This window comes from Burkholderia sp. Ac-20353 (genome assembly GCF_017104785.1).
Taxonomy (GTDB): Bacteria; Pseudomonadota; Gammaproteobacteria; order Burkholderiales; family Burkholderiaceae; genus Burkholderia.
Map to the genome: position 1 here is coordinate 1 of NZ_JAAGPL010000216.1, position 13,622 is coordinate 13,622.

The 13,622-nt window shown below is 63.3% G+C and carries 7 protein-coding genes and 1 pseudogene; 4 read left to right on the forward strand and 4 right to left on the reverse strand.

The features are described 5' to 3' along the window. Nucleotides 1-13 precede the first annotated feature (13 nt). A complete protein-coding gene (locus tag G3N94_RS34740; protein WP_346778753.1) occupies nt 14-4,534 on the forward strand; it encodes a filamentous haemagglutinin family protein in 4,521 nt (1,506 codons plus the stop codon). Between the two features lie 182 nt (nt 4,535-4,716). On the opposite strand, the gene G3N94_RS42760 is transcribed toward G3N94_RS34740, so the two are convergent. The 3 genes from G3N94_RS42760 to G3N94_RS34750 form a co-directional block, all read right to left on the reverse strand. Beyond that, entirely contained in the window at nt 4,717-5,376 is a 660-nt protein-coding gene (locus G3N94_RS42760; protein ID WP_241022242.1) for a substrate-binding domain-containing protein, read from the reverse strand. A 172-nt stretch (nt 5,377-5,548) separates the two neighbouring features. Next, nucleotides 5,549-5,845 carry a substrate-binding domain-containing protein gene (locus G3N94_RS43310; protein WP_346778754.1) on the reverse strand — a complete coding sequence of 99 codons (297 nt, stop codon included), beginning with the start codon at nt 5,843-5,845 and terminating at the stop codon, nt 5,549-5,551. Between the two features lie 436 nt (nt 5,846-6,281). Further along, nucleotides 6,282-7,586, reverse strand: a complete 1,305-nt coding sequence (locus G3N94_RS34750) for a substrate-binding domain-containing protein (RefSeq protein ID WP_205798475.1) — start codon at nt 7,584-7,586, stop codon at nt 6,282-6,284. A 744-nt stretch (nt 7,587-8,330) separates the two neighbouring features. Here G3N94_RS34750 and gspD point away from each other — a divergent pair. The 3 genes from gspD to gspF are packed head-to-tail and all read left to right on the forward strand — an operon-like array spanning nt 8,331 to nt 13,421. Beyond that, nucleotides 8,331-10,694 carry a type II secretion system secretin GspD gene (gene gspD, locus G3N94_RS34755; protein WP_205798477.1) on the forward strand — a complete coding sequence of 788 codons (2,364 nt, stop codon included), beginning with the start codon at nt 8,331-8,333 and terminating at the stop codon, nt 10,692-10,694. Continuing rightward, the gene (gspE, locus tag G3N94_RS34760) at nt 10,691-12,202 is read left to right on the forward strand and encodes a type II secretion system ATPase GspE (RefSeq protein WP_241022243.1); all 1,512 of its coding nucleotides are present in this window, start codon (nt 10,691-10,693) and stop codon (nt 12,200-12,202) included. Before gspD ends, gspE begins: the two co-directional genes overlap by 4 nt. A gap of 1 nt (nt 12,203) precedes the next feature. Next, on the forward strand, nt 12,204-13,421 hold the full coding sequence (gspF, locus tag G3N94_RS34765) for a type II secretion system inner membrane protein GspF (protein WP_205798479.1): 1,218 nt from the start codon (nt 12,204-12,206) through the stop codon (nt 13,419-13,421). 20 nt (nt 13,422-13,441) lie between these two features. Here gspF and G3N94_RS34770 read toward each other — a convergent pair. After that, nucleotides 13,442-13,622 (reverse strand): annotated as a pseudogene (locus G3N94_RS34770) (hypothetical protein); the annotation flags it as partial.

Below are 13,622 nucleotides of genomic sequence, written 5' to 3' on the forward strand. Positions count from 1 at the left end.
GGCAAACATCGACGTGCGTGGCGGCACCGCGGGCGGTCTTTCGGGCGGCACGGTCAGTCTGCGCGCGCCGCTGCTGAGCAACGGCGAGGTTCCAGTCTCGATTGACAGTAACGCGCAGATCAAGGGCGCACGTGCAACGACACTCGAAGCGTATGCGGTGTGGAGCACGACCGACGCGACGACGGGCGCGCAGCATTTCGACGGGATCGTCGATCCGGCGGGGTGGTATGCCGACAGCGTTGCGGGCGCGGGCAAGCCCGCAATGGTCGCCGGAACCTGGGCCGACCAGAACGGCAATGCGCTGCCGAACCCGACGAGCGCGAGCCAGCTCGTGGACTATCTGACAAACGACTATTTCACGCCGGCACCGGGCGCGGCGAATACCGATCATCAGACGTTCTACGGCTACAAGAGCGGCGACGTGAAGAATGGGCCCGGCACGCTGATGGGTTTCGTCCAGCAGGGTGTTGACAGTGTGGCGGCCCAGTTTGCGGGCACACCCGTCGCGAACTTCCGCGTGGTGCCGGGCATCGAATTGGACAACCCGAATCCGGCGATCAACAACGGCGATATCTCGGTCCTGACGAACTGGAACCTGGGCGCGGGTACGTCGCAGACGAACCTTGCATACCGCTTCAATGGCCAGGCACCTACCGTCACGTTCCGCGCTGAGAATAACGTGAAGGTCAACGCGAGCCTGACGGACGGATTTTTCCAGATCGCCAATCCGGTTTCCGCAGGCGGCAGCATTCCGGTGCCGTCGTTCAGCATGTACGGCAACTTCGGAGCTGTCTCCAGCTTGTACAACGCTGCCGCGGGATCCTACTCCGCGACGGGGACGAGTGGATCTGGCATCGCATACTACGCTGCTGTTAAGCACTTCGTATCGGGGCCTGCCAACATCACTGCGGGCGATCCCGAGGAGTTGCAGGCGTACTATCAGCTTTATACGGAGTACGGACAATTCCTTGACAAGACGCTTCCGAGTCAGGTTGCAAAGTATAGCCAGAGCAACTACAGCTATCTGCAACTCATGTATTTCACCCGGAATGGCCAAGTGTATGCCGGCCAGCCTGCGGCACCTGTAGCGCCACCCGCGCCGGTAGGCCCGGCAGACCTGGTGAGCTATGCGCAAGCGTACCTGAAATACATCGCGCAGTATCCCGCATACATCGAGGCAGTTTATGCTGCCGGCGCCGCTTCCACTCCTTCACCAACGCCTCGGATCACCTTGCCGCAGGCACCAGCAGCCGTGCTCAATATCGTGCCTGTCACGGCGTCGAGCATTCCCATACCGGCACCAACGGACAACACACCTTCGCCGACCGCCACGGCAACTAACCCGCTCCCCCTTCAGGCAGCGTCGCTGGTAAGTGGTACGAGTAGTTCGTTCCGCGTCGTGGCCGGAGGGGACTTGAATAGTGCGAACCCGCTTGCTCTTCAGGCGGCTGGGGTGTTCGGAAATGCAACCGATAGCGGCAACGTGACGCTTGGCGGGCACACGGCGTTCGTGGACAGCAGCAAGCTCACGTTGCTGACACCGACCATGATACGTACTGGCACCGGGTCCATCGATATCGCAGCGGGAAACAACATCGAGCTTCAGGACAACGTCGCGCCGGGCGTCATCTACACAGCGGGTGCGCCAACCGCGGCGCTAGGCGCGCCGGGTGTGGGTAGCACTGCGACGATTGTGAACGGCAATACGTCTCAAGGGCGTCCCCACATACTTGTCTCTCCGAGCGTGAATCCAGACTCGGCTGGCGATATTTCAATTTACGCGCAGGGCGATATCACCGGCGTCGAAAACGTGATCGACCAGACCGGTGCAGTATCGGGCCTGCCGGGCAACAACATCAGCCAGTTCTGGTGGCAATGGATGGAAATCGGCAATCCGACCGGCTCGGTCGGGCTCAGCAAGCCCGTGACGCAGACGGTTCAGACGTCGATCAACTTCGGCGGGTTCGATCAGGGGGTGATGAGCGTCGGCGGTAATGTTTCGGTGACGGCCGGCGGCAACATCACGGACCTGGCGGTGTCGCTGCCCACCACGTGGTATCTCACCAATGCCAATACGGATACTCCGACCGTTAATACGGTCGGCGGTGGCAATCTGTCTGTGCGTGCGGGCGGAAACATCCTGAGCGGTGACTACTTCGTTGCGAAAGGAACCGGAACGATCACTGCGGGCGGGCGGATCGACACGGATGGCGTGAACTACACGACTTACAATCCGAACAATGGCAATGTCGGGCAAACTCCCACTCTGTCGTTGGGACAGGTGGGTACATTGCTGGCGGTACAGGACGGGGTGCTGAACGTCAGTGCGCGCCAAGGGGCGAATATCGGTGGCGTACTGGATCCGTCGTACGCGGCAGCGGCAGCGGCAAGTGCATACAACCAGCAAGCTGACGCTCAGGGCTATTCGTCGACGTCGGAAGTGAATGTGAATGCCGTCACCGGCAACATCGATTTTGGGACGTTGGGTCCAACGTTGGCTGGCGCGAACACCATCTTGCCTGCGAGCCTGAACCTGACTGCTTTCACCGGGGGAATCGCACTCGACTCCGCCAGTACGCTTTATCCGTCGGCCACTGGGCAATTGAACCTGATCGCGGATCAGACGATCAATTTCAGCAACGTGGCAAATGGCCGTCCGACGTTCATCATGTCCGACGCGGATCCGGCGTCGATGCCGTCGCCGACGCAGCCTCAGGCCACGGCCAACCTCCAAGCATCGAGCGCGCTGCACGCCGGCGATACGGCGCCAGCACGCATCTACAGCCTGAACGGCAGTATCGTCAACGGGATACTCGAACCAGCCGGTGCGGGCAACGCAGGCTTCTACGACAAACTGGTCACTGTCGTTGTCGATAAGCCGGCCTTGATTCAGGCGGGGCAGGATATCGTGAATCTGGCGTTCCAGGGGCAGAACCTGCGCAACTCCGACATGACGCGCATTGTGGCCGGACGTGACATTATCGATACGCCGATTCCGCGAAACGGAGGAGGCGCCGTGCCGGCTCTCGTGTTGGGTGGTCCGGGTACGTTCGACGTTGAGGCTGGCCGGAACATCGGTCCGCTGACGAGCCAGGCACAGGAATATACTGCGTTGGGTTCTCAATATCCGACTAGCGGTATAACGACTGGCATTGTGGCCGTTGGCAATGCAAACAATCCGAACCTGCCGCACGAAAGCGCGAACATCAATGTGCTGTTCGGTGTCGGCCCCGGTGTCGATCTGTCGGGATTCGTCTCCACCTATATCGTACCGGGCAGTTCGGTTGCCGGCGTGCCGAGCACCACACCGGCGCTGATCGCGTTCATGCAGCAATACGACGCGGGGCTCGGTGTCGATACGGGGCTGCAGGCGGACAAGCAAGCCGCGCAGGCAAAGGTAGGCCGGTTGACGGTCGACGATGCATGGAAGCAATTCCAGGCGTTGCCGTCATACGTGCAGCAGCTCTTTGCCGAAAAGGTACTGTTCGGCGTGCTGACCCAGGTCGGGAAGGACTACAACAATTCGGCGAGCCCGTATTTCCAGAAGTACGCGCGGGGTTACGAAGCGATCAATACGTTGTTCCCTGCATTGCTTGGCTATACGGCGAACAACCTCGGCGGCGGCGGCAACGGTGTGAACAAGGCCGTGAGCACGGGCGATCTCGACATGCGCAGCACGACGATCCAGACTCAGCAAGGCGGCGACGTTACGATCCTTGGGCCCGGTGGGCAGGCGCTGGTGGGCGGCACGTCGGCGCCGCCTGCGGTCGTCAACGGCAATGGCCAAGTAGTGGCCGGCCCGGGCACGCAGGGCATCCTGACGCTGGAACAGGGGGACATCAACATCTTCACGGACCAGAGCGTATTGCTCGCACAGAGTCGGATCTTCACAGAGCAGGGCGGCAACATGACGATCTGGAGCTCGAACGGGGATATCAACGCCGGCAAGGGTTCGAAGTCGGTGGCCGACACACCGGCACCGCAGTACGTGTGTGATGCGAACCATTACTGTACGGTCGACGCGCGCGGCGAGGTAACCGGGTCAGGTATTGGGACATTGCAGTCCGTGCCGGGGGCGCCACCTGGCAACGCGAACCTAATCGCGCCGCGCGGCACGGTAGACGCGGGAGATGCGGGCATTCGCGTGTCGGGCAACCTGAACGTCGCAGCGCTGCATGTCGCGAACGTCGACAATATCCAGGTGCAGGGCACGTCGATGGGCATTCCGATGGTGCAGGCGGTGAACACTGGCGCGTTGACTGCTGCGAGCTCCGCCGCATCGGCGGCCAGCCAGATGGCGCAGGACATCGTGAAGAACAGTGCGTCGGGTAACGGGCAACGCCGCTGGACGATCTCGGTGCAGGTCGAAGGATTTGGAGACGCCGGGAGCGAGGACATTCGCAAGAAGCGCAAGACGGATCAGATTGGATACGATTCGTCCAATGCTGTTTCGATCTTGGGATTCGGACCGGCGGGGCGGACTCAGCGCGCGGTTCTTGGTAAGGAAGAACAGGAAAGGCTGGGAAAGATCTAGCTGCGGGCACTACCGTTGCGTTGGCATTGATATCGTTGGATCGGGCGATGGATATTGCCGCCCGGCTGGACGGCTGTTCGAACCGGTACTTCATGTCGACAGGTTTTTGCAATTGTACGCGCCGTGTCCCGATTCCTTTCGTGGCACGGCGCGTTCGTTTCAGCAATTGCGACGCAGACTGATTAGCGACCGGCGAAGCTCCCGCATACTGTGGTGTTACCGATGTTCAACTTGGCTCTGTTGCAAACGAGAAAGACATCGTTAATCGCGGTCACGTAGTTCGACGGCACTGTATCGAAGCCATTGCCGCGAAGGATCGCGGCATTGTTGTTGTAATGCAGCGTCAGGAAGTCGACGACAGAAGCGGCCACGGACGGGGTGTTACCGTGGTTCGCATAGCACTGATTGACGAGGATCTGGCTGGTGCCCGAAATCGGGTAGCCCACCGTCGGGTTGCTGGCGTTCGGCACCCACTGTGTCGGGTCAGCCCGATTCGTCGGCAGCGAAACCGCTCCGATGGCCATCGTCGCGTTCTGGTACGTCGGCGTGACGTCGATGCCGGTCGTCGAGTTCCGCAGGCTCGCCACCGACAGGTTGTTCGTCTTGGCCTGTGCGCTGGACTGTGCGAGGAATGTGTTCGTGTAGGCGGGGCTGAGGTAGCTGACGCCCGGACCTAAGAGCGCCAGCAGGCTAGCTGCGACGCCGCCGCTACCCGTCGCGGCAACGAAGTTCGACGGAACGAAGGTGGAGGCGGCGGTGAACTTCCCAGCGAAGTTTTGTGATTCCATGAAGTTGATGTTCGAGTTCGCCGCCACAGTGACACCGTTGCGAACGAAAGGCATCGTGTGGCAGACCTGTGCGCGGTCAGCAGGTCGCTCGCGCCGCTGTTACCAGCTTCATAGACAACCGTAATCGGCTTGTTGATGGTCGAATACTTCGAACCGTTGTCGGGAATCGTCACCGCATTCCAGTCGATGAGCCTGCCTGAGAAAATCCTGCACAGATCGTCGTCGTTCAGCACGACGGTCGGCGTCGTGCTACCCGGCAGCGCCGGGCCCGTACCCGTCGGCGCGTGCACGAGGGGATCGTGATCGGCGTGACGATGTATGGAATCTGGATCAGCGGACCGTTGGTGACGCCGAGGCCGCCCGTCGACGAGTAGGCCGAGACTTGTGCTGACGACAGCGGTGCATCGCTGTTCGCGAAGTCGACCGTGCCCGTCACCGTGATCGTGCCCGAGTTGAACTGCGACGGGTCGTTCTTCAGGAAGGCCGTCTGGCCCTTGCCCGAGCCGACAGAGTAATACTTCACGGTGCCGTCAGCTGCCGGGAACACCGAGATTGCCGAGCCGATCGTCGGAGCGACGAGCCGCCGCCGAGCAGCGACGGAGCGGTTTGCGCCATGGCAGCCGAAGCGCCGAGGGCGGAAATGATGAGAGCGACAGCTTGACGGATTTTGCGCTTGCTGGATTTCATGAGGATGTTCTTGAAAAGACATAAACGGGAATCGCACCGACGCCGCGACCGGAGTGACGTGTCGACCGATGGATGTCTGTAGAGGGAAATACGCGGAATGTAGTCGACGCGCCGGGAGGCAAATGAACGAGTTAAATGAATCGCCCACTACTATGGCAGTGGGTGTCGCGACGATGGCATGACCCTTGGCGACTTTCAAAAAAAAAACGCGCCGCGCCCGATACTTCGAGGGGGCACGGCGCGCCAGTTATGGCCCTTGCGGGCCAAACCGATTAGCGCCCAGCGAGGCTCCCGCAAACCGTGGTGTTGCCGATGTTCAGGTTGGCTCTGGTGCCAGTGAGGAAATCACTGGAAATCGCCGTCGCATAGTTCGACGGCACAGAATCAAAGCCATTGCCGTGAAGGATCGACGCATTGCTGTTGTAATGCAGCGTCAGGAAGTCGACGACCGACGCGGCCACGGACGGGGTGTTACCGTGGTTCGCATAGCACTGGCTGACGATGATCTGGCTGGTACCCGAAATCGGGTAGCCCACCGTCGGGTTGCTGGCGTTCGGCACCCATTGCGTCGGATCGGCCGGATTCGCCGGGAGGGCCACGGTTCCGACCGCCGTCGTCGCGTTCTGGTACGTCGGCGTGATGTCCTTGCCGGTCGTCGTGTTACGCAGGCTCGCCACCGACAGGTTGTTGGTCTGGGCCGGCGAGCTCGACGGTGCCAGGAACGTGTTCGTGTAGTCCGGGCTCAGGTAGGCGATTGCTGCAGTGGTCGTCGTCTTGTAGCCGACCAGTTGAGCCGCAACGCCACCGCTACCCGTTACACCGACGAAGTTCGCCGGGGCGCCGCTCGGGAAAATCGCATCCGCCACGACCGTCGCCGACGAGCCTGCGAAATGTTGCGTTTCGTGGAAGGTGACGCCCGACGCCGTGTTGGACGTATTGCAGACCTGCTGGAGGTGGGCCGTCAGCAGATCCGTCGTGCCGCTGGAGTCAGCGCGATAGACGACCTTGATCGGGGCGTTCAGCGAGTACGTCGCGTTGTTGTCGGGGTTGGTGACCTGGTTCCAGTTCGTCAGCTTGCCCGAGAAGATGCCGCACAGATCGTTGTCGTTCAGCGCGACGGTCGGCGTCGTGCTGCCCGGCAGCGTCGGGCCCGTGCCCGTCGGTGCGTTCACGAGGGGAACCGTGATCGGCGTGACGATGTACGGAATCTGGATCAGCGGACCGTTGGTGACCCCAAGGCCACCCGTCGACGTGTAGGCCGAGACTTGTGCCGACGACAGCGGCGCATCGCTGTTCGCGAAGTCGACCGTACCCGTCACCGTGATCGTGCCCGAGTTGAATTGCGACGGGTCGTTCTTCAGGAAGGCCGTTTGACCCTTGCCCGAGCCGACCGAGTAGTACTTCACCGTGCCGTCAGCGGCCGGGAACACCGAGATTTCCTGCTGGATCGTCGGGTTGACGAGCGACGAGCCACCGCCGAGCAGCGACGGAGCGGTTTGCGCCATGGCAGCCGAAGCGCCGAGGGCGGAAATGATGAGAGCGACAGCTTGACAGATCTTGCGCTTGCTGGATTTCATGAAAATTTCCTTGAACGAAGATAAACGAGAAGCCTGCTGATACTGCGGCCGGAGTTCCGTGTTGACCGCCGAATAACTGTAGGGGGAAATACGGAAATCGCGTGTGAATTTTTCATAACGAATGGTACGGAACATTTTTGCGCGTGAAGCGATTCGCTTATTCCGCTTGATAAAGAGTCGACATAAGACGCGATCACGCCAGAATTCGAATCCAAAATACCGGGAACGGTAGAGCTGGCAACCACGCGCGAGCTGCTCGTGAGCGCTCTGCGGTAAGCCAGGAGCCACGTTTCGCCGTCGATGCGATGCATGTGCCTGCTCGCCTAGCGCGACACCAAGTCGTTTTCATGGCAGATGCTACGGAACATTTCTGTCGCCAGAAATTCTCGGGATCTGTTCTCAAGGTTCCACGCGTAAATATGGAATCAAAAGCGAGATTCGCGATGAATATTTATTGAAGCTGCTTGTCTGGATTGACGAATAAAACAAAGCCAAGAAATAAAATCACCAACAGCGCTAAAGAAAGCACATCAAGGAATAACCGCCCCCGCCCAAAAAGGTAGCCCAACATTCGTCACAAATTTGCTCTACTTCCCTCCTTAGTCTTTCCCGGCACTTCCGTCCGGCACGCATCACGCCGACGGACCCGACCAGCAAACGCGGCCTGCGGGGTGAATGCCGGCGTCCCGATGCGCGCGTCGGGCGCGTTCGCCACAGCCCCCTACCGCCCGTCACCCTGCCCAGATGACACGCACACGCTCCGGATTCAGCCGTCTCTCGTATCGCTGCACGTGGTTGGCTATCGGTCTCCTCGTCATTCGATTCGCACACGCACAGGTCCTGCTGAACTTCGCGAACGCCGACGTGAGCCTGGTCGCGAAGGCGATCGGCGCGGCCACCGACACGACGATCATCGTCGACCCGCGCGTGAAAGGGCAGATCAACCTCGTGTCCGACAACCCGGTCACGAAGGAGCGCGCGCTGAAGAGCCTCGAAGCGTCGCTGCGGATGCAGGGTTTCGCGCTCGTGCGCGATCATGGCGTGCTGAAGGTCGTGCCCGAAGCCGACGCGAAGCTGCAGGGCGGCCCGACCTACGTCGGCAACACGCCGCGCGCGAGCGGCGACCACGTGATCACGCAGGTGTTTCGCTTGCGAAACGAATCGGCGACGAACCTGCTGCCGGTGCTGAAGCCGCTCGTCAGCCCGAACAATGCGATCAGCGCATATCCGAACGACAACTCGATCGTCGTGACCGACTACGCGGACAACGTGCGCCGCATCGCGGAGATCATCAACGGCATCGACGCGGGTGCGTCGCAGAAGGTCGCGGTCGTGCCGCTGCGCCACGAAAGCGCGGTCGATCTCGCGCCGATCGTGCAGAAGATGCTCGACCCGAGCGCGACCGGCAACACCGATGCGACGCTGAAGGTATCGGTGAGCGCGAACCCGCGCCTGAACGCGATCCTGCTGCGCGCGACGGACCCTGGCCGCATCGGCGACGCGAAGGCGCTGATCGCGCAGCTCGACGCGCCGACGCGCGTGCCGGGCAACATGCATGTCGTGCGCCTGCAGAATGCGAACGCGACGGAGCTCGCGAAAGTGCTGCGCGGGATGATGGGGATGGCGGCGGACATGGGCACGTCGTCTTCCGACAAATCGGCGTTCAAGAGTCTCGGCGACCCGGCCGGCAGCACAAGCAAGAGCGGTTCGGGCAGCACGAGCACGTCGACCGGCACGCCGGGTCTGCCGCCGCTGCCGGGCACGACCGACTCCGCGTCAGCTTCGCTGAGCGGCGATCCGGCAACGAGTCGCGGCGGCCTGCTCGCGGGCGCGACGGGCGGCTCGGACACGAGCGCCGGCACGATCCAGGCCGACCCGGCGACGAACTCGCTCGTGATCACCGCGCCCGAGCCCGTCTATCAGAACATCCGCAACGTGATCGACCAGCTCGACCTGCGGCGTGCGCAGGTCTATCTCGAAGCGATGATCGTCGAACTGAGCGCGACGGATGCCGCGAATCTTGGCGTGCAATGGCAGGGCGCGCTGCAGTCGGGCAACGGCAACAACGCGCTGTACGGCAGCACGAACTTCAACACGTCGACGAGCCAGGGCATTGTCAACCTGACCGCGCAAGGCCAGTCGCTCGGGCAGACGCTGTCGAATGCGACGGCCACGACGCTGCTGAACAACGGCATCAACATCGGCCTGCTACACAAGTTCGGCAAGTTCTTCGGGCTCGGCGCGCTGGTGCAGGCGCTCGCGACGGTCAGCAACGCGTCGATCCTGTCGTCGCCGAACCTGATCACGCTCGACAACGAGGAGGCGCGCATCGTCGTCGGCGCGAACGTGCCGGTGCAGACGGGTTCGTATTCGACGGCAACCGCGGTGTCGAGCACGGGCGTGAACGCGTTCAACACGTTCGACCGCAAGGACGTCGGCATCGTGCTGCACGTGAAGCCGCAGATCACGAAGGGCGGCGTGATCAAGCTGCAGATCTACTCGGAGGATTCGTCGGTCGACGCGACGTCGGTCAACAACCCGGGCGGCGTGACGATCATCAAGCGCTCGGTGCAGTCGACGGTGCTGTCCGACGACGGCGAGATCATCGTGCTCGGCGGGCTGATTCAGGATAACTACTCGGACGGCAACAACAAGGTGCCGTTTCTCGGCAACCTGCCGCTGATCGGGTCGCTGTTTCGCGCGGAGAGCAAGAACCGCACGAAGACCAACGTGATGGTGTTCCTGCGCCCGGTGATCCTGCCGGACAGCGACACGACTGCGGCCATCTCCGGTGATCGCTATGACATGCTGCAGCAGCAGATGAACGACTACCGGTCGGACAACCGGATCGAGCGCGACCGCGACAGCCCGGCGCTGCCGCCGCGCGCGCCGGGGCCTGCGCAGGGCGCGCCGGCCGCGGGCGGGATCTTCGATTTGAACCGAATGACGCGTCGCGAGCCGGCCGCGCTGGGTGGCGCTGTGCCGCCGAACGCGCGGCCGGGTGGAACGAGCGGAACCGGCGGAATGGGTGGCTCGCGCGATGAACAAGCGCCGCCACTGGTCACTGGCGACTCGCCCGCCATCGACGCGACGAAGGGACGGCCATGAGCACGGACGCGCTGATCGATCCTGTTGCGTCGTCGCCGGCCGCTGCGCGCGCCGATGCAAGGCCGCAAACGCCGACGTTGCCGTACGGCTTCGCGCGGGACGGCCGGATCCTGATCGCGAGCGAAAACGCGCGCGCGCATCCGGACATGCTCGAAGTGTGGGTCAGCGACCGCACGCCGCCTAGCGCGATCGCGGAGGTCGCGCGGCGCGTGGGCCGCATCTCGCTGGTCCGCGTACCCGACGATGAGTTGGTCGACGCGATCAACCACGCCTATGCGCGCCAGGACGGCAGCGCCGCGCAGGTGGTCGGCGAAGTCGAGGGCGAAGTCGACCTGTCGCGGCTGATGCAGGACATCCCCGAAGTAGAGGACTTGCTCGAATCGGAAGACGACGCGCCGATCATCCGGATGATCAACGCACTGCTCACGCAAGCGGCACGCGAGCAAGCGTCGGACATCCACATCGAGCCGTTCGAGAATGCGTCGGTCGTGCGTTTCCGTGTCGACGGCACGCTGCGCGACGTCGTGCGTCCGAAGAAGGCGCTCCACGGCGCGCTGATCTCGCGGATCAAGATCATGGCGCAGCTCGACATCGCCGAGAAGCGTCTGCCGCAGGATGGCCGCATCACGCTGCGAGTCGGCGGCCGGCCGGTCGACGTGCGCGTGTCGACGCTGCCGACCGGGCACGGCGAGCGCGCGGTGCTGCGTCTGCTCGAAAAGGATGCGGCGCGCCTGAACCTCGAGGCGCTCGGGATGGGCCGCGACACGCTCACGCAATTCGACAAGCTGATTGCACGCCCGCACGGCATCGTGCTCGTCACGGGTCCGACCGGCTCGGGCAAGACGACGACGCTGTACGCGTCGATGTCGCGGCTCGAAACCGCGACGACCAACATCATGACCGTCGAAGACCCGATCGAATACGATCTCGGTGGCATCGGCCAGACGCAGGTGAACGAGCGGATCGGGATGACCTTCGCGCGTGCGCTGCGCTCGATTCTGCGTCAGGATCCAGACGTGATCATGATCGGCGAAATCCGCGACCTCGAAACCGCGCAGATCGCGGTGCAGGCATCGCTGACGGGCCACCTCGTGCTCGCGACGCTGCACACGAACGATGCGGCGTCGGCCGTCACACGTCTGACCGACATGGGCGTCGAGCCGTATCTGCTCGCGTCGTCGCTGCTCGGCGTGCTCGCGCAGCGGCTCGTGCGGCAGCTCTGCCCGGTCTGCAAGGAAGAACGCCATGAAGACGGCCGCACCGTGTGGCACCCGGTCGGCTGCGACAAGTGCGGCCATTCGGGCTACGCGGGCCGGCGCGGCGTATACGAACTGCTGATCGTCGACGACGCGATCCGCTCGCTGATCCACCGCAACGCGGCCGACGCGGAGATTCTCGCGACGGGCCGCGCGCAAGGGATGCGCACGCTGCGCGACGACGCGGAGCGCTGGCTCGCGGCCGGCGCGACGTCGCTCGAGGAAGTCGTGCGCGTGACAGGAGGACACTGACATGTCGGCATTCCGCTATGAAGCGATCGATCCCACTGGCCGCACGCTGAAGGGCGTGCTGGAGGCGGACAGCGCACGCGCGGGGCGCAGCCAGCTGCGCACGCAGGGCCTCACGCCGCTCGTCGTCGAGGCAGCCGCGTCGCGCCTGCACGGCGATCGGAACCGACGCCTCGCGCTCGGCCGCAAGCTGTCGCAGCGCGAGCAGGCGATCGTCACGCGCCAGCTTGCGAGCCTGCTCGTCGCCGGGCTGCCGCTCGACGAATCGCTGTCCGTGCTGAGCGAGCAGTCCGAGCGCGACTACGTGCGCGAACTGATGGCGTCGATCCGCGCGGAGGTTGTCGGCGGGCATTCGTTCGCGAATGCGCTCGAGCAGCATCCGCGCGACTTCCCCGACATCTATCGCGCGCTCGTCGCGGCGGGCGAACACACAGGCAAGCTCGGCGTCGTGCTGTCGCGCCTCGCCGACTACATCGAGCAGAGCAATGCACTGAAGCAGAAGATCGTGCTTGCGTTCACGTATCCGGCCGTCGTCACGCTGATCGCGTTCGGCATCGTCACGTTCCTGCTCAGCTACGTGGTGCCGCAAGTAGCGAACGTGTTCACTAGCACGAAGCAGCAGCTACCGTTGCTGACGGTGCTGATGCTCGCGCTGTCGGACTTCGTGCGGCATTGGTGGTGGGCATCGCTCGCCGCGTTCGCAGGGGCGGTAATGGCGATCCGCAAGGTGCTGTCGCAGGCCGCCCCGCGTCTCGCGTTCGACAGCTGGCTGCTTACCGCGCCGCTCGCGGGCAAGCTCGTGCGCGGCTACAACACGGTGCGGTTCGCGAGCACGCTCGGCATTCTGACCGCGGCGGGCGTGCCGATCCTGCGCGCGCTGCAGGCGGCTGGCGAGACGCTGAGCAATCGCGCGATGCACGCGAAGGTCGACGACGCGATCGTGCGCGTGCGCGAAGGCTCGTCGCTGTCGCGCGCGCTCGGCAATACGAAGACGTTTCCGCCGGTGCTCGTGCACCTGATCCGATCAGGCGAAGTGACCGGCGACGTGACGACGATGCTCGACCGTGCGGCGGACGGCGAGTCACGCGAGCTCGAGCGTCGCACGATGTTCCTGACGAGCCTGCTCGAGCCGCTGCTGATTCTCGCGATGGGTGGCGTGGTGCTTGTGATCGTGCTCGCGGTGATGATGCCGATCATCGAGCTGAACAACATGGTGCAGTGACGGGTGCGGCGATGCGGAGATCAGCGCACGAACGCGTTCGGATTTTGCGCGGCGGGGAGCGCGATCTCGTGTTGCAGCCCGTCGCGGTCGACGACGATCGAGCGCGCGCGCACCTCGGCGAGCTTGCCGGCGTCGCCGACGGCGCTGCCGAGCCGCACGACGCGCGCAGCGTCGCCGCCGATGCTGACGATCGCGGCCGCG

Bases quoted from the DNA above. Each gene is read 5' to 3' on its own strand.
- G3N94_RS42760 (WP_241022242.1), bottom strand. From the start codon at position 5,376: ATGCCTTTCGTTCGCAACGGTGTCACTGTGGCGGCGAACTCGAACATC.
- G3N94_RS34750 (WP_205798475.1), bottom strand. From the start codon at position 7,586: ATGAAATCCAGCAAGCGCAAGATCTGTCAAGCTGTCGCTCTCATCATT.
- gspD (WP_205798477.1), top strand. From the start codon at position 8,331: ATGACACGCACACGCTCCGGATTCAGCCGTCTCTCGTATCGCTGCACG.
- gspE (WP_241022243.1), top strand. From the start codon at position 10,691: ATGAGCACGGACGCGCTGATCGATCCTGTTGCGTCGTCGCCGGCCGCT.
- gspF (WP_205798479.1), top strand. From the start codon at position 12,204: ATGTCGGCATTCCGCTATGAAGCGATCGATCCCACTGGCCGCACGCTG.